Annotated in this window: 21 protein-coding genes; 12 read left to right on the forward strand and 9 right to left on the reverse strand. The window is 72.2% G+C overall.

The genetic code is table 11. The annotated features are described in order from the left end of the window. Nucleotides 1–445 precede the first annotated feature (445 nt). The 3 genes from ISP_RS09290 to ISP_RS09300 all read left to right on the forward strand — a co-directional run bounded on the left by ISP_RS09290 (nucleotide 446) and on the right by ISP_RS09300 (nucleotide 2,846). Nucleotides 446–1,165, forward strand: coding sequence for a lysophospholipid acyltransferase family protein (locus ISP_RS09290; protein ID WP_013223626.1), 720 nt, complete (start codon nucleotides 446–448; stop codon nucleotides 1,163–1,165). Next, a complete protein-coding gene (locus tag ISP_RS09295; protein WP_013223627.1) occupies nucleotides 1,165–2,181 on the forward strand; it encodes an NAD(P)H-dependent glycerol-3-phosphate dehydrogenase in 1,017 nt (338 codons plus the stop codon). Before ISP_RS09290 ends, ISP_RS09295 begins: the two co-directional genes overlap by 1 nt. Nucleotides 2,182–2,366: 185 nt before the next feature. Next, nucleotides 2,367–2,846 carry a cysteine dioxygenase gene (locus ISP_RS09300; RefSeq protein ID WP_013223628.1) on the forward strand — a complete coding sequence of 160 codons (480 nt, stop codon included), beginning with the start codon at nucleotides 2,367–2,369 and terminating at the stop codon, nucleotides 2,844–2,846. A gap of 4 nt (nucleotides 2,847–2,850) precedes the next feature. Here ISP_RS09300 and ISP_RS09305 read toward each other — a convergent pair whose 3' ends face one another. From ISP_RS09305 to ISP_RS09325, 5 genes are all read right to left on the reverse strand, one after another. Then, nucleotides 2,851–3,834, reverse strand: a complete 984-nt coding sequence (locus ISP_RS09305; protein WP_013223629.1) for an asparaginase — start codon at nucleotides 3,832–3,834, stop codon at nucleotides 2,851–2,853. Nucleotides 3,835–3,860: 26 nt separating this feature from the next. After that, on the reverse strand, nucleotides 3,861–4,241 hold the full coding sequence (locus tag ISP_RS09310) for a VOC family protein (protein ID WP_013223630.1): 381 nt from the start codon (nucleotides 4,239–4,241) through the stop codon (nucleotides 3,861–3,863). 62 nt (nucleotides 4,242–4,303) lie between these two features. Then, nucleotides 4,304–5,044: an FAD:protein FMN transferase gene (locus ISP_RS09315; protein WP_013223631.1), complete on the reverse strand. Its 741-nt coding sequence runs from the start codon at nucleotides 5,042–5,044 to the stop codon at nucleotides 4,304–4,306. After that, on the reverse strand, nucleotides 5,041–5,565 hold the full coding sequence (locus tag ISP_RS09320; protein WP_013223632.1) for an FMN-binding protein: 525 nt from the start codon (nucleotides 5,563–5,565) through the stop codon (nucleotides 5,041–5,043). The genes ISP_RS09315 and ISP_RS09320 overlap by 4 nt, the downstream gene beginning before the upstream one ends. Before the next feature lie 8 nt (nucleotides 5,566–5,573). Next, on the reverse strand, nucleotides 5,574–6,920 hold the full coding sequence (locus ISP_RS09325) for a ferredoxin reductase family protein (RefSeq protein WP_013223633.1): 1,347 nt from the start codon (nucleotides 6,918–6,920) through the stop codon (nucleotides 5,574–5,576). Between the two features lie 147 nt (nucleotides 6,921–7,067). Here ISP_RS09325 and ISP_RS09330 point away from each other — a divergent pair, with 147 nt between their 5' ends. Then, nucleotides 7,068–7,781, forward strand: a complete 714-nt coding sequence (locus ISP_RS09330) for a response regulator transcription factor (RefSeq protein WP_013223634.1) — start codon at nucleotides 7,068–7,070, stop codon at nucleotides 7,779–7,781. After that, the gene (locus ISP_RS09335; RefSeq protein ID WP_013223635.1) at nucleotides 7,778–9,199 is read left to right on the forward strand and encodes a sensor histidine kinase; all 1,422 of its coding nucleotides are present in this window, start codon (nucleotides 7,778–7,780) and stop codon (nucleotides 9,197–9,199) included. The genes ISP_RS09330 and ISP_RS09335 overlap by 4 nt, the downstream gene beginning before the upstream one ends. Here the strand turns inward: ISP_RS09335 and ISP_RS09340 are convergent. Further along, a complete protein-coding gene (locus ISP_RS09340; protein ID WP_013223636.1) occupies nucleotides 9,171–9,827 on the reverse strand; it encodes a pyridoxamine 5'-phosphate oxidase family protein in 657 nt (218 codons plus the stop codon). The two genes, ISP_RS09335 and ISP_RS09340, sit on opposite strands and share 29 nt — an antisense overlap. 80 nt (nucleotides 9,828–9,907) lie before the next feature. On the opposite strand from ISP_RS09340, the gene pdxR reads away from it, so the two are divergent. Together pdxR and ISP_RS09350 are read left to right on the forward strand one after the other, a co-directional pair. Next, entirely contained in the window at nucleotides 9,908–11,272 is a 1,365-nt protein-coding gene (gene pdxR, locus ISP_RS09345) for a MocR-like pyridoxine biosynthesis transcription factor PdxR (RefSeq protein ID WP_013223637.1), read from the forward strand. A gap of 560 nt (nucleotides 11,273–11,832) precedes the next feature. Beyond that, nucleotides 11,833–12,927 (forward strand): D-alanine--D-alanine ligase family protein, encoded by a 1,095-nt coding sequence (locus ISP_RS09350; protein WP_013223638.1) that lies wholly within the window; start codon nucleotides 11,833–11,835, stop codon nucleotides 12,925–12,927. Here ISP_RS09350 and ISP_RS09355 read toward each other — a convergent pair. Continuing rightward, nucleotides 12,924–13,460: a DUF3515 domain-containing protein gene (locus ISP_RS09355; protein WP_176742243.1), complete on the reverse strand. Its 537-nt coding sequence runs from the start codon at nucleotides 13,458–13,460 to the stop codon at nucleotides 12,924–12,926. The genes ISP_RS09350 and ISP_RS09355 overlap by 4 nt on opposite strands. Nucleotides 13,461–13,527: 67 nt before the next feature. Continuing rightward, a complete protein-coding gene (locus ISP_RS09360) occupies nucleotides 13,528–13,761 on the reverse strand; it encodes an Lrp/AsnC family transcriptional regulator (protein WP_003091994.1) in 234 nt (77 codons plus the stop codon). Between the two features lie 137 nt (nucleotides 13,762–13,898). On the opposite strand from ISP_RS09360, the gene ISP_RS09365 reads away from it, so the two are divergent. Together ISP_RS09365 and ISP_RS09370 are read left to right on the forward strand one after the other, a co-directional pair. Beyond that, a complete protein-coding gene (locus tag ISP_RS09365; protein WP_013223640.1) occupies nucleotides 13,899–14,855 on the forward strand; it encodes a thiamine-phosphate kinase in 957 nt (318 codons plus the stop codon). A 16-nt stretch (nucleotides 14,856–14,871) separates the two neighbouring features. Beyond that, nucleotides 14,872–15,351, forward strand: a complete 480-nt coding sequence (locus ISP_RS09370; protein WP_013223641.1) for a GNAT family N-acetyltransferase — start codon at nucleotides 14,872–14,874, stop codon at nucleotides 15,349–15,351. Here the strand turns inward: ISP_RS09370 and ISP_RS09375 are convergent. After that, nucleotides 15,338–16,561 (reverse strand): glycoside hydrolase family 27 protein, encoded by a 1,224-nt coding sequence (locus ISP_RS09375; RefSeq protein WP_230468744.1) that lies wholly within the window; start codon nucleotides 16,559–16,561, stop codon nucleotides 15,338–15,340. The genes ISP_RS09370 and ISP_RS09375 overlap by 14 nt on opposite strands. A gap of 134 nt (nucleotides 16,562–16,695) precedes the next feature. Between ISP_RS09375 and ISP_RS09380 the strand changes: the two genes are divergently transcribed. From ISP_RS09380 to ISP_RS09390, 3 genes are all read left to right on the forward strand, one after another. Further along, the gene (locus ISP_RS09380; RefSeq protein WP_013223643.1) at nucleotides 16,696–17,226 is read left to right on the forward strand and encodes a gamma carbonic anhydrase family protein; all 531 of its coding nucleotides are present in this window, start codon (nucleotides 16,696–16,698) and stop codon (nucleotides 17,224–17,226) included. Between the two features lie 30 nt (nucleotides 17,227–17,256). Then, complete coding sequence (locus tag ISP_RS09385) at nucleotides 17,257–17,934, forward strand: uracil-DNA glycosylase (protein ID WP_013223644.1); 678 nt, start codon at nucleotides 17,257–17,259, stop codon at nucleotides 17,932–17,934. Nucleotides 17,935–17,995: 61 nt separating this feature from the next. Further along, nucleotides 17,996–18,793: an alpha/beta fold hydrolase gene (locus tag ISP_RS09390; RefSeq protein WP_013223645.1), complete on the forward strand. Its 798-nt coding sequence runs from the start codon at nucleotides 17,996–17,998 to the stop codon at nucleotides 18,791–18,793. Nucleotide 18,794: the final 1 nt, after the last annotated feature.

The raw sequence follows: 18,794 nt of genomic DNA on the forward strand, positions 1-18,794 counted from the left end.
GGGCTGTGGTGGGGCGGGCTGTGGTGGGGCGGGCTGTGGTGGGGCGGGCTGTGGTGGGGCGGGCTGTGGTGGGGCGGGCTGTGGTGGGGCGGAGCCTCACCGACAGCAGAAAGGCGCGCCGACCACTCTCCGGCCGATCCACCCCCCTCTCGCTGGGGGTGGATCGGCCGGGCCTGGGCAAGCGGGCCGGCAGCGCAAGCCCACCCGGTCCGGCAGTGCCCCGCAGCGCCCGGCAGGCGCTGGCCCGGCCAAGGCCCGCCGGCGAACCCGCGCCGGCCGGCAGCGCATGCCCCAGCCGCGACCGGACAAGACCGGACCACCCCCAGCCCGCACGCCCCCGAAAGCCGCCCCCGGCCTGGTCACGACCCCCGCCACCGCCGCTGAACCGACCCTCCCTGGACTGGCCGGAGCCCGGCGCGGCAGGATCAAGCCCCGGACGTGACGTGTGGAGGAGGAGATCGTGGCCCGGCGTGAGAAGGGCGGCTTCTGGGTGGGGCTCGCCGCCGTACTGTTCTACCCGCTCACCGCCATCGGGCGGCGGGTCTACGTCGGGGCCGAGAAGATCCCCCGGCAGGGGCCCGCGCTGCTCGTCATGAACCACATCTCGCACTTCGACCCCGCCGTCGATGCCGTCTTCGTGCACCGGCAGAAGCGCGTCCCGCGGTTCCTCTTCAAGGAGAGCCTGACGCGCGCGCCGATCCTCGGCCCGATCGTCTCCGGGTCCGGGCAGATCCCCGTCTCGCGGGGGTCGGCCGCCGCCGGGGACAGTCTCAAGGCTGCGCACCAAGCTCTCGAAGACGGCAAGATCGTCGTCATCTACCCCGAAGGCACCATCACCAAAGACCCGGCCGGCTGGCCGAAGGAGTCCTTCACCGGCGCCGCGCGGCTCGCGCTGCAGAACGACGTCCCCATCATCCCCATCGCCCGGTGGGGGACCAGCCAGATCTTCGACGGCTACCGGAAGAAGTTCACGCCGTTCCCGCGCAAGACGATCACCCACTCCGTCGGCGACCCGATCGACCTGTCCGCCTACCGCGGCGGCAACACCCGCAGCGCGACGAAGCTGCGCGAAGTCACCAAGGTCATGATGGACGAGGTGACCCGGCTCCTCGCCGAGATCCGGCACGAGGAACCGCCGGCGGCGAAGCCGGGGGATCCCGCCTGATGCGCGCCGACGTGCAGCGGGTCACCGTGCTCGGGGCCGGCTCCTGGGGCACCGCCTTCGCCAAGGTGCTCGGCGACGCCGGCCGGGACGTCACGATGTGGGCGCGCCGCGAACAGGTCGCCGAGGACATCCGGGACCGGCACACCAACAGCGCCTACCTGCCCGGCGTGTCCCTGCCCGCGACCGTCACCGCCACCAGCGACCCCGCGGAAGCGACAAAAAACGCCGAAGCCGTCGTCCTCGCCGTGCCCAGCCAGAGCCTGCGGGCGAACCTGACGGCGTGGCGCGATCTGCTGCCACCCGACGCGATCCTCGTCAGCCTCGCCAAGGGCGTCGAGCTCGGCACGCTCAAGCGGATGAGCGAAGTCATCGGCGAGATCGTCGGGATCGACGCCGGCGACGTCGTCGTCGTCACCGGGCCGAACCTGGCCAAGGAGATCGCCGCCGGGCAGCCGTCCGCCTCCGTGCTGGCCTGCGCCGACCACGAACGCGCCGTCGCCGTCCAGCGCGCCTGCGCCAACTCCTACTTCCGCCCGTACACGAACACCGACGTCGTCGGCTGCGAGCTCGGCGGCGCCTGCAAGAACGTGATCGCGCTCAGCACCGGGATGGCCGCGGGGCTGGGCCTCGGCACCAACACGATGGCGACGCTCATCACCCGCGGCCTGGCCGAGATGGCCCGCCTCGGCGCGAAGCTGGGCGCCGACCCGCTCACCTTCGCCGGGCTCGCCGGCGTCGGCGACCTGGTCGCGACCTGCTCGTCGCCGCTTTCGCGCAACCGCACCTTCGGCGAACGCCTGGGCCGCGGCGAGACCCTCGAGCAGGCGCAGGCCGCGGCGGGCGGCCAGGTGGCCGAGGGTGTCATGTCGTGCTCGTCGATCCGCGCGCTGGCCCGCAGCGTCGGGGTCGACATGCCGATCACCGACGCCATGCACCGCGTCTGCCACGAGGGCGTCGACCCTCGCCAGGCCGGCGCCGAGCTGCTGGGGCGGTCCCAGAAGCACGAGTGGTCCTGATCGCCCGAAGGGTGAGACGGCTTGACCGGGCGGGAAGCGGCTGGGACTCTGGTCGCATGTTCGCGCACGCCATGTCCGAGTCGTGGGGCCTGATGAGCCTCCGCTCGAGCGTGCGCGCGTGTCGCTGTTGTCGGTGAACCCCGCCCCGGCCCAGTTCGACACCCTTTCTTCCCGTGAGGACCCGCATGTTCGCCGTTCCGGACAACACCCTGCTGCGACCCGAAAACCCCGCGCTGCGCCACCCGGTGCGCGTCGCCCTCGAGGTCGCCGCCGACCGCGACCGCTGGCGCCACCTGCTGCGCTACGACCACGACGAGCGCTTCGCGACGCTGGTGTCGAAAGACGAGCAGCAGGAAGTGTGGCTGATGAGCTGGCTGCCCGGCCAGCACACCGACCTGCACGACCACGCGGTCGCCAGCGGCGCGTTCACGGTGGTCGGCGGCCACCTGACCGAGGCCGTGGCGCGCCGCGCGCCGGACGGCCGCCCGGTCACCGAGCTGCACGCCCTGTCCGCGGGGCAGTCGCGGGTGTTCGGGCCCGGGTACGTGCACGAGGTCCGCAACGACGGCCCGGACCCGGCGATCTCGATCCACGTCTACCGCGACGCGGGCCGCGCGATGCGCCCGTACCACCTCGACCCGGTGGACGGGCCGATCCGGGACTGACGCCTCAGTCCAGGTCGCCGCGCAGGCGGAACCCGCGCTCGATCCCGTCGCGGTCCGCGCCGGAGGCCAGCAGCGCGTGCAGCAGGATCCGCGACTTCCGCGCGTCCAGCCAGCCCGCCATCGTCGCGCCCATCGCGATCAGGCTGGACTCCGAGCCGTGGAAGCCGTACGTCGACCGCAGCGTCGGGCCCGCCCCGGTTCGCGAAGCGACGACCACCGGCAGCGACGGCACCAGCCGTGCGATCACGTCGGCCGTGCCGGACGAGACGTGCCCCACGCCCGCCGCGGCGACCACGACGCCGCGCACGCCCGGCTGGGAAGCCACGTGCGCCAGCACCGCTCCCGGGTCGTCGAGACCGGCTTCCACCACCGGGACCAGGCCGTCGAAGACAGCGCCATCGAGGGAAGGCAGCCGGGGCGGCGACGGGTGGAAGTAGTGCACGGCGTGCTCGACGACCATGCCCAGCGGCCCCGCCGGCACCGACGAAAAGGCCTCGAGGTGGCTCGAATGCGCCTTCCGCACCCAGCGCGCCGCGTGGACGTCGTCGTTGAGCGTGACGAGCACGCCCCGGCCGCGGCTGCGCGGATCGGCCGCGACGGTGAGCGCGTTGCGCAGGTTCGCCGGGCCGTCCGGGCTGAACAGGCCGGCGTTGCGCATGGCGCCGGTGATCACCACCGGGATCTCCGACGGCCAGTGCAGGTCCAGGAAGTACGCCGTTTCCTCGAGCGTGTCGGTGCCCTGGACGACGACGAACCCGTCGGCGTCCTGGCGCAGGCCCCATTCGCGGCACCGCAGCAGCGTCGCGAAGTCGAGCGACGCGCTGCCGATCCCGGCGAGGGTTTCCGCCAGGACGTCCATCGGCAGGTCGCCGAGCCCGCCGAGCAGCTCGGCCGCACCGAACCGCGGAACGGCACCGCCACCGCCGTCGGCCGGGGCCATCGAGATGGTGCCGCCCAGCGTGGCGACGGCGATCAGGGGACGTGCCATGCCGCCACCCTATTCAGCCGGGTCCGTCACGACGTCGCCGCGCGCTCGGCCGCGCTCCGCAGCACGCAGAATTCGTTGCCCTCGGGGTCGGCCAGCACCGCCCAGCCCGTGCTGTCCGGGTTGCGGAGGTCGTTCACCAGCGTCGCGCCGAGGCCGAGGATCCGCGAGATCTCTTCGTCACGCGGGATGTCCGGCTGCAGACACAGGTGGAGCCGGTTCTTCACCGTCTTCGGCTCCGGGACCCGCAGGAAGAGCAACGCCGTGTCGTCGTTCAGCTGGAAGCCGACCTCGTCGTTACCCGGCTGGTCTTCCTCCGGGATCGGTTTCCCGGTGACTTCGCTCCAGAACCGGCACAGCTCGTACGGGTCGGCGCAGTCGACGGAAACGTTCAGGACGGACGACGGCATGGCACTCCTCGAAGACGGGTGCCGCCGAGTCTGGCGCAGCCGTCCGGGGAGGGCGAACCGATTTAGGACGCCAGCGCCAGGCCCGCCGTCCGGTGCACGCGACGGCTGTCGTCGACGATGAGGATCTCGCAGTCCGGGCGGTCGGCCGCCCAGGTGATGCCCTCGGCGCCCATCGCGAACGCCGCCGTGGCCAGCGCGTCCGCCGTCACCAGGTCGCCGGCCACCACGGTGACGCTCATCAGGCCCGTTGCCGGCGTGCCGGAGCGGCCGTCGAGGATGTGGGAGCCGCGCTCGTAGGCCGCCGACGTCGCGATCGCTCCGTTGCGCGACTCCAGGACCGCGCACACGGCCAGGGGCTGCTCGGGGTGGCGGACCCCGACCCGCCACGGACGGCCCGGTTGCGGCTCGCCCGCGGTGACGACGTCGCCGCCGGCGTTCAGGCAGAACGTCGTCGCGCCCTCGGCCTTCAGCATGTCGGCCGCGCGCTGCACCGCCCAGCCCTTGACGACCGCGCACGGGTCGAGGCCGCGGCCGGGCAGCCGCGCGCGGAACGCGCCGCCGGAGAGCTGCTCGTAGTACGCGCAGAGCTCCAGCACCTCCAGGAGGTCGTCGCTGAGCTCGGCGGCCGTCAGCTCGCCGCGGTCGTAGCGGCTGACCTCGCTGTCGTCCTTGAACGGGCTGAACCGGGCGTCGACGTCGCGGAACCACGCGAAGACGTCGTCGACGACTTCGGCGAAGTCGCCTTCGTCGCGCAGGTCGAGCGAGATCGGCAGGCCCATCACCTGTTCGACGCGGTTCGTCATCGGGCGCCTCTCAGGTCGATCGCGGCCTGCAGGGACTTCTTGTACGACTCGCTCGTTTCGGTCGCGCCGGTGATCGTGTCGATGGCGGCGCTCTGCGCCTTGATCGCTTCCTCCTGCAGCTTCGGCAGGGCGGTGAGCGACCGGCCGCTGTCCGGGGCCTGCAGCAGGGTGATGGCGGTGAGCCGGGCGCCGGTGAACGTCACCTGCACCTGCACGGTGCCGTAGCGGCTCGACTCCGCGCTGCCGCGGGTGATCACCGGCTCGTCCTTGGTGCTCCGGGTGGACGGCGGCTTCGAGGTGGCCGGTGCCTCCGATGTGGACGGAGCCGGACCGGCCGAAGTGGACGGAACGGCCGACGTGGTGGTCGCCGGAGCGGCCGATGTGGACGGTGCGGTGACGGTCGGCGGCGGCGGGGGCGCCTGCGCGATGGCGGCGGTGTTGTGCACCGGCCCCGGCTCGAACCGCCAGACCGAGATGAACCCGGCTATCGACAGCGCGACGACGAAAATGGTCTTCTTCACACGTCCCCCTAGGCCGCAAGGCTGAAGCGTTCGGCGTGGACCTGGGCGTTCGGCACGCGCAGCTCGCGCAGGCTGCGCAGCACGGCGGAAGTCATCCCCGGCGGGCCGCAGACGAACACGTCCCGCTCGTGCACGTCCGGCACCATCATGTGCAGGTTCGCCGGCCCGAGCATCACCCCGCGCGGCCCGACCGCCTGGTCCGGTCCGGTGAGGACACTCACGCTGGCGCCGCGCGCCTTGGCCAGCTCGTTCAGCTCCGGCAGCAGCACCGCGTCGGCCTGGTTGCGCACCCGGTACAGCACGACGACGTGGCCGTCGATGTCCTCCAGCAGCGCGCGGATCGGCGTGATCCCGACGCCGCCCGCCACGAGCAGCGCGTTGGGCCGCTGCTGGTGGATCGTCGTGAAAGCGCCGTACGGTCCTTCGGCGAACACACGCGTCCCGACGCGCAGGTTGCGCAGCCCGGCACTGGAATCGCCGAGCGCCTTAGCGGTCAGCCGCAGGGAACGGCCGTCCGGCGCGGCCGACAGCGAGAAGGGATTGGCCTGCCACCAACGATCCTTCGTCAGGAACCGCCACAGGAAGAACTGCCCCGCCTTGGCCGGCATCTTGTCCAGGTGCTTGCCGGACATGTACACCGAAACGACGTCCGGGGACTCGGAAACCACCGCCGTGACGCGCAGCTGGTGGCGCAGGTTCCGCCACAGCGGCAGCACGACGCGCCCGGCGAGCACGGCCGCGCCGGCGCCGAGCCAGAGCGTCCACCAGTACGCCTTCGCCTGCTCTGAGCCGGCGAACGACTGGCCGAGCGCGATCTGGTGCGTGAAGGCCAGCACCACCGCCGCGTAGGTGTAGAGGTGGATGAAGTGCCACGTCTCGTAGGCGAGCCGCTTGCGCGCGAACTTCGCCGAGGCGGCGCCGACGATGAGGATCACGGCGAAGGCGACCAGCGCCCGCAGGATCCCTTCGAGCGTTTCGGCCATCTCGACGAGCTCGTCGACGACACCCGTGCTCGCGACCTCCGCGTAGCCCATGGTGATGAACACCAGGTGCGCCAGCAGGGTCCAGAGGATCGTGAAGCCGGTCCAGCGGTGCCAGGTGGTCAGCCGGTCCATCCCGAGCCGGCGGTCCAGCCAGGGCAGCCGGGCCACCAGCAGCAGCTGGAACGCCATCGCCAGCGCGCCGTAGAGACCGGCGAGCCTGCCGATCGTGATCAGCACGTTCTGCGAAACCCCGGCCTGGACGAACAGGAGGGTGACGGCGGCCACGTTGGCGCCGAGGAAGAGGAAGAGGCCGGATTTCGCGGCGATCCGGGGGCGGATCGCCGGGCGCGCGGCCTCGGCGGTCTGCGTCATGGTCCTCACACGGATTCCCCTTCGGTTCGGTTCACGAAGGCCAGCCTCGCCGCCCGTCCTGTGGCGAGTCTGGGTGCCGGCTGTCGGCTTCCTGTCGGCCGCCGCCTCGCCTCGCCCGCCGCGCCCCCGGCGGGAGAAGATGCAGGGGTGCAGACTCCCGACCCCGTGCGCCTGCTCGTCGTCGACGACGAGCCGCACATCGCCGACCTCGTCGCCACCGTCGCCCGGTACGAGGGCTGGCAGGCGGTCACGGCCGGCACCGGGCAGACCGCGCTGAGCCGGGCCGCGGAGTTCGGGCCGGACATCGTCGTGCTCGACCTGATGCTGCCCGACCTCGACGGCTTCACCGTGCTCGACCGCCTGCGGGCGGGCGGCAACGCGGTGCCCGTGGTCTTCCTCACGGCCAAGGACGCGACGGCCGACCGGATCGCCGGGCTCACCCGCGGGGGTGACGACTACCTCGTGAAACCGTTTTCGGTCGAGGAGCTGATGGCACGGCTGCGGGCGGTGCTGCGACGCAGCGCCGGCCTCGCGCACCAGCCCGAAGCGCGCGGCGCCGTGCTGCGGGTCGGCGACCTGACGCTGGACGAGGACACCCGCGAGGTCCGCCGCGGCGAGCGGCTCGCCGAGCTGACCCCGACCGAGTACGAGCTGCTGCGCTACCTCATGCGCCGCTCGCCCGCGGTGCTGACCAAGGCGCAGATCCTCGACCACGTCTGGGAGTACGACTTCGGCGGCCGGTCCAATGTGGTCGAACTGGTCATTTCCCACCTGCGGCGCAAGGTCGACACCGGCGACGGCGAGCCGCTGATCCACACCGTGCGCGGCGTCGGGTACGTCGTGCGGCAGGCCCACCGGTGACGGGCGCGGTCCGCCGGTGGTACGGAGCCTGGCAGCGCACCCGGCTGGGCACCCGGATCACCCTCGGTCTCGGCGCGCTCGCGCTGGTGGTGTTCGCGGCCGTCGGCGTCACGACGGTCGGGATCATGCACGGCTACCTCGACCGGCGGCTCGACGAGCAGCTGTCCAAGAGCCAGAACACCCAGCTGCCGCAGCTGCGCGAGACGCACGGCTCGCCGCAGTCGGTGTACTCGTGGTACTCGGCGCTGTACAAGGTCCAGGGCGGGGTCGCCGTCCCCGAGCCGGGCGGCAAGCTGCCGGGCGACGCCGGGCAGCTGGCGAAGATCGCCGCCGAGGCGGTGGGCGGCGACGTCACCCGGAACATCCACCTGCGTGACGACGGCCCGTACCGGGTACGCGCGTGCCCGGTCGACACCGACTCGGTGCTGCTGTCCGCCGCGCCGCAGCAGGACCTCGACGGCACGGTGCAGCAGCTGATCTGGGTGGAGGTCGCCGCGTTCGCGCTCGCGTTGGGCGTGCTCGTGATCGTGGGACGGCTGGTGCTGCGGCGCGGCCTGCGCCCGCTGGCCGACATGGCCGGCACCGCGCACGACATCGCCGCCCACGACCTCACCGCGAACCCGGCCCTGCCGGCGCGCGCGGCGGGCACCGGCGGCGGCGCCGAAGTCGAAGAGCTGCGGACGGCGTTCAACGTGATGCTGGCCCACATCGACACCTCGCTCGCCGCGAAGACCGAAGCCAACGAGCGGCTGCGCCGGTTCGTCGCGGACGCCTCGCACGAACTGCGGACGCCGCTGACGTCGATCCGCGGCTACGCCGACCTCTTCCGCTACGCCGCGGCGAACGAGCCGGCGGAGCGGGAGGCGCACCTGGCGAAGATCCGCGAGGAGACCGCCCGGATGACCGTGCTCGTCGACGACCTCCTGCTGCTGGCCCGGCTCGACGCGCGGGCCGCCGAGACGCCGTTGCGGCCCGAGCGCGTCGACCTGGCCGAGCTGGCCGGGGACGCGGCGGACGCGTTCGCCGCCGGCCGGCCGGACCACCCGGTGACGTCGGCGCTTTCGGCGGCTTTCGTGGACGCCGATCCCGTGCGCCTGCGGCAGGTGCTGGACAACCTGCTGGCCAACGCCGCCGTGCACACCCCGCCGGGAACGCCGGTGCACGTCGAGGTGACGGCTTCGGAGGCTGAAGCGATCGTGCGCGTCACCGACTCCGGGCCCGGCATCGCTGTGGGGGATCAGGAGCGGATCTTCGACCGGTTCTTCCGCGTCGACGACTCCCGCACCCGCGGCAACGGCGGCACCGGGCTCGGGCTGTCGGTGGTCCAGTCCCTCGTCACCGCGCACGGCGGCACGGTCGGCGTCGAGTCGGTGCCGGGCCGGACGACCTTCAGCGTGCGGTTGCCGCTCGCGCCGTGACGTGCGGCGGGGTCGTCCAGCCGGGGGAGAGGTCCTCGGACGGCTCGGGCGCGCCGAAGACCGTCCGCACCGGCAGCACCCCCGCCCAGGCGGTGTCCGCTTCGACGTCCTCGGGCTCGTCGTCCGGGCCCTCGGCGCGCATCTTCACCGACGCCTCGGCGAGATCCAGCGCGAGCACGGACACCGCGGCGAACTCCTTCGTGTTGACCTCGCGCGCGTGCGTCCACGAGCCGGGCGCGAGGTGGTCGGTGAGCACCTTCAGGCCGTGCATCTTCGCTTCGGCGTCGAGGACCGGCTTCGCCTGGCCGAGGATGACGGCGCTGCGGTAGTTCATCGAGTGGTTGTTCACCGAGCGCGAGTAGACGATGCCGTCGAGGAGCGTCACCGTCACGCAGACGTCGAGGCCGTGCGCCGCGGTGCGGAGGCTGGCCGCGCCGGTCGAACCGTGGAGGTAGAGCGTGTCGCCGTCGCGGCCGTAGCCGGTCGGGAGGACCAGCGGCACGCCGTCGCGGACGATCCCGAACTGGCAGATCAGGCCTTCGTCCAGGACGGCGTGGAGTGCGGAGCGGTCGGTCAGGGCGCGGTGCTTCTTGCGGCCGAGCGTGGTGCGGGGCGTGGTCGACAACATGCGACCAGCGTCTCCCGCGTCAGTGGCCTCGGAAAACGGCCACTTCTCGTACACTTGGGAAGTCCACTCGAGGAGGTCCCGTGTCCGACACCGCGCTCCCGGTGCGTTTGGATCGCGCAGCGGTGACACCGCTGGCCGTCCAATTGGCCGACGCGCTGCGCGAAGCCGCGGCGAGCGGACACCTGCGCGGCGGCGACCGGCTGCCTTCGACGCGGGCGCTGGCCGGCCGGCTCGGCGTCAGCCGCACGGTGACGTCGGCGGCGTACGAGCAGCTGCACGCCGAGGGCTGGATCGCCGGGCGCCACGGCTCCGGCACGTACGTGACGACTCCGCCTTCGCTTTCGGCTGCGGAGGTCCCGGCGCCTTCGGTCCCGGCGGTCGAGGTCTCCCCGCCCGCGCTGCTCGACCTCGGGCCGGGAACGCCGTGGGCGGCGGGTCTGGACCGAGCGGCCTGGCGCCGTGCGTGGCGGGCGGCGGCCGACCCGGAGCCGCTGGTCCGCGCCCACCGCGCGGGGCTGCCGGAGTACCGCGGGGCGGTGTCGGAGCACCTGCTGCGCCACCGCGGGCTCGCGGCGGGCTCGGTCCTGGCGACCGGCGGCACGACGGCGGCGGTCGTCGAGCTGGCCGCGGCGGTGCTGGAGCGCGGGGACGTCGTCGCCGTCGAAGAGCCGGGGTACCAGCGGGCGGTGCAGGCGTTCCGGCGGGCGGGCATGCGGGTGGTGGGCGTGCCGGTGGATCTCGAAGGGCTGCGGCCTTCCGCGATTCCGGTGGGCGCGCGGGCGGTGTACTGCTCGCCGGCGCACCAGTACCCGATGGGCAGCAGGTTGAGCGCGGCTCGGCGGGTTTCGCTGGTGGAGCTGGCGCGGTCGTCGTCCATGTTGGTGATCGAGGACGACTACGACGGCGAGCTGCGGTTCGACGTGGCGCCGCTGCCGATGCTGGCTTCGCTGGCACCGGACGTCGTCGTGCATTTGGGGACGACGTCGAAGATCCTCACGCCGACGCTGGGGGCGGGCTGGATGGTGGCGCCGGAGGCGATCACCTCGGCGGTGCTGGCGTACCGCGATTCGACGGGCACGCGGCCTTCACCGGCGGGCCAGCGGGTGTTGTACGAATTCGCGCGAAACGGCGATCTGGGCCGCCACCTGCGCAAACTCCGCCGCGAGATGGCCGAGCGGCGAACGTTGCTGGCGGGCGCGCTGTCGTCGGCGGGGATTCCGATGCGGGGCGACGACGCCGGGGCGCACCTGGTGGTGCCGTTTTCGTCGGCTTTGGTGGAGGCCTCGGTGATCGCGGCGGCCGAGCGGCGCGGGATCCGGCTGGACGGGCTGGCGCGGCACTTCGCCGGTGCGCCGTCGGCGCACGGGGTGGCGATCGGGTACGCGGGGTGTTCGCGGGAGGCGCTGGTGGCGGCTTTGCCGGTGTTGGTGGGGTTGTTGCGCTGAAGTTGTCCACAGCCGGGGCGTGGTGTGGACAACGTTGCTTGGGGAGGGAGTTTTTTGGCTTTGGTGACGGTGGGGGCGGATATGGTCAATTCGGTGGTGGTTCCCCCTGGGAGGGCGGGTTCTGCTCGGGGCTGGATGGGCCGGGGGGTGGGCAAATTCGGCTCGGCGAGCTTGGCTGGGCGGGCGTGACTGGGCGCACCGGGCCGGGCGCGTGGGTGGGGTGAACCTGGCTCGGCGAACGCGGCTTGGGTGAATGTGGCTGGACGGCCGTGGCTGGGCGATCGTGGTCGGGCGAAACCGGCTCGCGAGCGTGAGTGGGCGGTCGTGGCTGGGCGAACCTGCCGGGCGAATCTGGCTCGGGCGATCGTGGCCCGGCGAACCCGGCTCCCGTGAGCACAGCCCGATGAGCGTGCCCAGCGAACGCGGCCCAGCGAACCCACCAGCCCCTCGAAGCACCGGACGTGCCAAAGCCATCACCGGTTGCGTTCACCGCCTGCCGCCGTCCATCCGGCGCACCGGGCTCGGCTGTTCCGCGAGGTCACCGGGTACGGTGGCTCACCATGAGCGAGAAGATCCGGGTGGCCGTCGTGTTCGGTGGGCGCAGCAGCGAGCACACCATCTCGTGCCTGTCCGCCGGCAGCGTCCTCGGCCACCTCGATCCCGAACGGTTCGAGGCCGTCCCGGTCGGAATCACCCGGGAAGGCCGGTGGGTGCTCGGCTCCGGGGACTCCGCTCAGCTCGCCGTCCGCGGCCGGGAACTCCCGTCCGTCGATGACGGCCAGGGCCTCGTTCTCGCCGGGGATCCGTCCAGCCAGGGCCTCGTCGCCGTCGAAGCGGGGCGGGAGAGCGAATTGCTTTCGCGCGTCGATGTCGTCTTCCCCGTGCTGCACGGGGCCTTCGGCGAGGACGGCACCATCCAGGGCCTGCTCGAGCTCGCCGGGATCCCCTACGTCGGCCCCGGGGTGCTCGCCAGCGCCGCCGCCATGGACAAGGAAACCGCCAAGAAACTGCTCGCCGCCGAAGGGCTGCCGGTCGGGACCTTCTCCGCGCTCAAGCGGGGGCAGTCCACTTTGGAGCAAACCGACCGGGAAAAGCTCGGCCTCCCTGTCTTCGTCAAGCCGTCCCGGGCCGGCTCCTCGGTGGGCATCTCGCGCGTCGCCGATTGGGCCGGGCTGGACGCCGCCATCGCGCTCGCCCGCGCCACCGATCCCAAGGTGCTCGTCGAGGCCGCCGTCGTCGGGCGGGAGGTCGAGTGCGGGGTCCTCGAATTCCCCGACGGCCACGTCGAAGCTTCGCTGCCCGCCGAGATCCGCGTCCTGTCCGAGGACGAGAACGCCTGGTACGACTTCGAAACCAAGTACCTCGGCGACGACGCCGAGCTCGACATCCCCGCCAAGCTCGACGACGCCCTCACCGAGAAGCTCCGGGCGATGGCCGTCGAAGCGTTCCGGGCGCTGGACTGCCAGGGCCTGGCCCGGGTCGACTTCTTCGTCACCGAAGACCACCAGCTGATCATCAACGAGGTCAACACCATGCCGGGCTTCACGACGAAGTCCGCCTACCCGAAGATGTGGGAGGTCACCGGCATGGACTACCCGACGCTGCTGACCACCCTCGTCGAGACGGCGATCGCCCGCGGAACGGGCCTGCGCTAGGAAAACCGCAGCGGCTGCGGAGCCAGCTTCGCGGCCACCGCGTCCGAAACGGCCTGCAGCGGCCCGGTCCCGGCGCTGTCCGGCACCGTCAGCGCCGCGTAGACCTCGCGGTCCACCACGTACCACGTCGATGCGCCCTCGCCCGGCACCTGCAGCCACTGCACCTTGTTCACCAGCCGCAGCTGCGCGGTCGGCGTCAGTTCCGGCGGCCGGTTCAGGCCGCAGCGCAGGACCACCGGATCGGCCGTGCCCCAGGCCACCGTCGCGGGCGGTGCCGGGGTCGCCAGAGCACGCACTTTCAGAGAAGTCCCGTTGGACGTCAGCTCCGTCGGCACCGCGCCCAGCAACGTCGTGCAGCCCGGCGACCCCGCGAAGGGTGCCGGCACGGGGACCAACGGCAGCGGTTCCGCGGAGTCCGAAGGGGACGGCCGGGTCAGCGCGAACACGGCGACGGCGACCGCCAAGGCCACGGCGAGCGCGGCCGCGGTGACGAGCACCACTCGGGGCGGTGCACCGGTGTCGGAGTCAGGCACCCGACCACTACACCACTGCGATCGGTTCGGGGGGTCTGGGGGGTCGTCCCCCCAGGAATGACACTGCTCAGAGGTGGACCACCGGGCAGGTCAGCGTCCGGGTGATCCCCTCCACGTTCTGCACCTTCGCGACCACGAGCTGGCCCAGCTGGTCGACGTTGTCGGCGGCCGCGCGGACGATCACGTCGTACGGTCCGGTGACATCCTCCGAGCTGGTGACACCCGGGATGCTGGAGATCTCGGCAGCCACCGCGGCCGCCTTGCCGACCTCGGTCTGGATGAGGATGTATGCGTGGACCACGGCGCGCCCTTTCGTCGGGATCGAAAGCTCAAGGTAGGAACGTCATCAGCAACGTATCGCCAGCTCACGGAAAAACATAGGGCATCCGACTATCGGTGATCGATCTTTGTCCCGGTAGAGAAAGACAGAGGTGACCGGTGTCACCGAACGACGGAACGGTCGCCGAGACCGGGGAGTTCGCGCTCATCCGCGCCGTCACCGAAGGACGGCGCCAGCCCCCCGGCACGCTGCTCGGCCCCGGCGACGACGCCGCCGTCGTCGCCGCGCCGGACGGCCGGGTGGTCGCCAGCACCGACGTCCTCGTCCAAGGCGTCCACTTCCGGCTCGACTGGTCCTCGCCCGAGCACGTCGGGCGCAAGGCCGTCGCGGTCAACCTGGCCGACATCGCCGCCATGGGCGCCACCCCGACCACCGTCCTGGTCGGCCTGGCCTGCCCGCCCGACACGCCGAGCGAACTCGTGAAGGCGCTCACCGACGGCATGTGGGCCGAAGCCGAACGCGCCGGCATCGGCGTCTCCGGCGGCGACATGGTCCGCGCCGACCAGCTCGTGATCAGCGTCACGGCCCTCGGCGACCTCGGCGACCGCGAGCCGGTGACGCGCTCCGGCGCCCGGCCCGGTGACGTCGTCGCGGTGAGCGGGCGGCTCGGCTGGGCCGCGGCCGGCCTGGCCGTGCTCGGCCGCGGCTTCCGGTCCCCGGTCGGCGTCGTCAACGCCCAGCGCTGCCCGGAACCGCCCTACGAAGCCGGACCGCGCGCCGCGCTGGCCGGGGCCACGGCGATGATCGACGTCTCCGACGGCCTGCTCGCCGACCTGGGCCACATCGGCGAGGCCTCCGACGTCGGCATCGACGTCCGCACCGCCGACCTCGACATCCCCGCCCGGCTCACCGAGGTCGGCGCCGCCCTCGGCGCGGATCCCCTCACCTGGGTCCTCACCGGCGGCGAGGACCACGCCCTGGCGGCCACCTTCCCGCCGTTCACCGAGCTCCCGGACGGCTGGCGCACCATCGGCGTCGTCACCATGGCCGGCTCCGGGATCACCGTCGACGGGAAACCGTTTTCCCGAGAAGGCGGATGGACGCACTGGCGCTGATCTAGGCTCCGGAAGCGTGAGAATCGTTCCGGTCCCCTACGACCACCCTGACGCGGCCAAGCTCATGACCGCGGTGCAGCAGGTGTACATCGAGCGCTACGGCAGCGAGGACGCCACCCCGATGAGCCCGGCGGACTTCGATCCGCCGCAGGGCCTGTTCCTCGTCGGCTACCAGGGCGAGGAAGCGGTCGCCTGCGGGGCGTGGCGCGCCCACGACGGCCCCGAGCCCGACTTCCGGGACGGCGACGCCGAGTTCAAGCGGATGTACGTCGCCGATTCCGCCCGCGGCCGCGGGTTCGCGCGGATGATCCTGTCCGAGCTGGAGCGCACGGCGGCGCTGTGCGGCCGCAAGCGCGCGATCCTGGAAACCGGGACCAAGCAGCCCGAGGCCATCGCGCTCTACACCTCGTCCGGCTACGTCGAGATCCCGAAGTTCGGCGTCTACAAGAACGAGCCGGAAAGCCGCTGCTTCGGCAAGGACCTCACCTCGGTGTGAGCTTCAGCAAGGCCGCCGCGTGCGGCCGCAGGGTCGAGGAAACGGTGCCGACGACAGTGCCCGTTTCCCGGTGCGCCCACAGATCCCGGACGTTCCACGCGCCCGGGATCGCCGCGGAGACGGTCGCGGTGGTGCTGCCGGTGTTGAGCAGTACCACCGCGAAACCGCCGCCGCTCAGCGGTTTTCCCCACACCTGGTAGCCGGGACCGGCGTCGAGCTGCCGCCCCTGGCTGCCCGCGAAGTCCTGGTCGACGGCGATGGCCTCGGCGTTGCCCAGCGTCGCGAGGTCGGTGTCGCTCAGCTTCGCCGGGTCGGTGCCGGCGAACAGCGGCGCGTTCAGCACGGCCCAGACGCTGAAGTGCGCGCGGGCCTCGTCGGCGGTCAGCGTGCCGTTGCCGACCTGGAGCATGTCCGGGTCGTTCCAGCCGCCGGGCGAGCCGCTGTGGGCGGCGACGCCGGCCTGCTGGTCGATCGTCGCGAGCACCGAGTCCCAGGTCGGGACCAGGTCGTAAGTGGTGCGCCAGAGGTTCGCCACCGGCCGCGCCCAGGTCCACGGGCTGGAGACGCCGTACTCGGAGATCGCGTAGACGATCGGGCGGGGCAGCGCGGCCAGTTCGTCGCGCATCTTCTCGAACGCGGCCTTCCGGTCGAGGCCGTCGACGGTGTCGGCGTTGCACCAGTCGTACTTGAGGTAGTCGACACCCCAGCGGTCGAACGTCTCGGCGTCCTGGCGCTCGTGGCCGAGCGAGCCGATGCCGGCCGCCGGGTAGGCGTCGTTCGCCATCGCGCAGGTCCGGCTGCCGGGCACGGCGTAGATGCCGAACAGCAGGCCGCGGGAGTGCACGTAGTCGGCGAGGTCGGCGATGCCGTGCGGGAAGCGCTTCGGGTCCGGCTGCAGCGAGCCGTCCGCCGCCCGGGTGGGGGCCTGCCAGCAGTCGTCGACGACGACGTAGTGGTAACCCGCGTCACGCAAGCCCGTGTCGGCGAGCGCGTCGGCCGCCTGCTTGACGACGTCCTCGGTGAGGTCGTAGCAGCGGACCTGGTTCCAGCTGTTCCAGCCCATCGGCGGGGTGCCGGCGAGGCCGTTCGCGAGCGCGTGCGTGGCCGCGGGCAGGCTCAGCAGCCAGGTCAGCACGACGAGCAGGAGCACGAGCCCGGTGCTCCCGGTACTGGCGTTCCGGTTCGCGGCGATGCCGTGATCCAATCGCACGGGAAGTGAAACCGCTGTCACCGATTCGACCGGAAGCAGGCCGCCCCCGAGCGGCGCGTTACGGTTGCTACGAAAGCCATCGGCCGTGGCTGTAGTCGAATCGGTGACGAACAGCACAGCACCCCGGAGGCGGCATGCCGATCTACGCACTCGGTTCGCTCGAGCCGACGATCCACCCCGACGCCTACGTCCACCCCGACGCGACGGTGATCGGCGACGTCCGGATCGGCGCGCACGCGTCGGTGTGGCCGCAGACGGTGCTGCGCGGCGACCACGGGTACATCGAGATCGGCGAGCGGTCGAACGTCCAGGACGGCTGCGTCCTGCACTGCACCGAGCGGCACCCGACGATCCTCGGGCCGTCGTCGGCGATCGGGCACGCGGTGCACGTCGAGGGCGCGACGATCGGCACCGGCTGCCTGATCGCCTCCGGGGCGGTGGTGCTCAACGGCTCGGTGATCGAGGACGGCGGCATGGTCGGCGCGGGCGCGGTGCTGTCGTACGGCTCCCACGTCAAGACCGGCGAGATCGCGCTCGGCGTGCCGGGCAAGACGCGGGAGAACAAGTCCTTCAGCGCGGAGAACATCGCGCTCGTGGTCGATTCCTACGTCCGGCGGGCGCAGCGGTTCCGGACCGAGCTGCGGCGGCTCGACCCGCTCGGGTGACGTCGGCCACGCCCGGTAGGCTTTCGCGCCGTGACCGCACGACCGCTGCAGGACATCGTCGAGGCAGGCTGGGCGAAAGCCCTCGAACCGGTGGCGCCGCAGGTCGCCGCGATGGGGGAGTTCCTCCGCGCGGAGATCTCCGCGGGCCGCACGTACCTACCGGCGGGTGAACACGTGCTGCGGGCGTTCCAGCAGCCGTTCCACGACGTCCGCGTGCTGATCGTCGGGCAGGACCCGTACCCGACGCCGGGGCACGCGGTGGGCCTGAGCTTCTCGGTGGCGCCGGACGTCCGGCCGATCCCGAAGAGCCTGGTCAACATCTACAAGGAGTACACCGAGGACCTCGGCCACCCGCTGCCGTCCAACGGTGACTTGACGCCGTGGGCCGAGCAGGGCGTGCTGCTGCTCAACAGGGCGCTGACCGTGCAGCCCGGGAAGTCCAATTCGCACCAGGGCAAGGGCTGGGAAGAGGTCACCGAGCAGGCGATCAAGGCCCTCGCGGCCCGCTCGGAGCCGATGGTGGCGATCCTGTGGGGCCGCAACGCCCGCAACCTGCGCCCGATGCTCGGCGAGGTGCCGTGCATCGAGTCGGCGCACCCGAGCCCGCTCTCGGCGCACAACGGCTTCTTCGGGTCGCGCCCGTTCAGCCGGGCCAACCAGCTCCTGGAGCAGCAGGGCGCGGCGCCGGTGGACTGGAAACTGCCGTAGGTTCGGTGTCCGGATCCGCGGGCCGGCTCCGACCAGGGGGAAACGGATCCTTGGAGGACACATGAACGTCACATCGGCCGACGGCACGTCGATCTTCTTCGAGCAGCGCGGCGACGGCCCGCCGGTGATCCTGGTCGGCGGCGCGTTCAACGACCGGACGACCACGGTGGGCCTGGCCGAGGTCCTGGCCGGCGATTTCACGACGATCGTCTACGACCGCCGGGGCCGCGGTGACTCCGGCGACTCGGCCGAGTACGCGGTGGAGCGGGAGATCGAGGACATCGCGGCGCTGATCGCGCAGGCGGGCGGAACGGCGTCGGTGTTCGGCCACTCGTCGGGCGCGATCCTGGCCCTGGAGGCGGCCGCGGCCGGTCTCCCGATCGAGCGCGTGGTGGCGTACGAGCCGCCGTACTCGACGGACGAGCACCAGCGGGCGGACGTCGTGGCCGACGTTCGCGCCCGGCTGGCGGCGGGGGATCGCGACGGCGCGGTGGCGACGTTCCTGAAGGTCGCGGGCACGCCGGAAGAGATGATCGAGGGGATGAAGCAAGCGCCGGTCTGGGGCTGGTTCACGGCGCTGGCGCACACGCTCCCGTACGACCTGACGATCTGCGGCCCGGAGGCTCGCCCGCGCACGGAGAACCTGGCTCGCATCAAGGTGCCGACGCTGGTGATCGGCGGCGGCGCGAGCGACGAGGCACTCCAGTCAGGCGCCCGGGCGGCGGCCGCGGCGGTGCCGGGCGCTCGTCACGAGACGTTGGACGGGCAGGACCACGGGGTGCTGCAGTTCCCGGAGACGCTCAAGCCCTTGCTGACGGACTTCCTGAAGGAGGCGTCAGCCCGGCCCCGCATGCAGTGAA

This window comes from Amycolatopsis mediterranei (assembly GCF_026017845.1).
GTDB lineage: Bacteria > Actinomycetota > Actinomycetes > Mycobacteriales > Pseudonocardiaceae > Amycolatopsis > Amycolatopsis mediterranei.

Bases quoted from the DNA above. Each gene is read 5' to 3' on its own strand.
- ISP_RS09295 (WP_013223627.1), top strand. From the start codon at position 1,165: ATGCGCGCCGACGTGCAGCGGGTCACCGTGCTCGGGGCCGGCTCCTGG.
- ISP_RS09300 (WP_013223628.1), top strand. From the start codon at position 2,367: ATGTTCGCCGTTCCGGACAACACCCTGCTGCGACCCGAAAACCCCGCG.
- ISP_RS09305 (WP_013223629.1), bottom strand. From the start codon at position 3,834: ATGGCACGTCCCCTGATCGCCGTCGCCACGCTGGGCGGCACCATCTCG.
- ISP_RS09310 (WP_013223630.1), bottom strand. From the start codon at position 4,241: ATGCCGTCGTCCGTCCTGAACGTTTCCGTCGACTGCGCCGACCCGTAC.
- ISP_RS09315 (WP_013223631.1), bottom strand. From the start codon at position 5,044: ATGACGAACCGCGTCGAACAGGTGATGGGCCTGCCGATCTCGCTCGAC.
- ISP_RS09325 (WP_013223633.1), bottom strand. From the start codon at position 6,920: ATGACGCAGACCGCCGAGGCCGCGCGCCCGGCGATCCGCCCCCGGATC.
- ISP_RS09340 (WP_013223636.1), bottom strand. From the start codon at position 9,827: ATGTTGTCGACCACGCCCCGCACCACGCTCGGCCGCAAGAAGCACCGC.
- ISP_RS09350 (WP_013223638.1), top strand. From the start codon at position 11,833: ATGAGCGAGAAGATCCGGGTGGCCGTCGTGTTCGGTGGGCGCAGCAGC.
- ISP_RS09380 (WP_013223643.1), top strand. From the start codon at position 16,696: ATGCCGATCTACGCACTCGGTTCGCTCGAGCCGACGATCCACCCCGAC.
- ISP_RS09390 (WP_013223645.1), top strand. From the start codon at position 17,996: ATGAACGTCACATCGGCCGACGGCACGTCGATCTTCTTCGAGCAGCGC.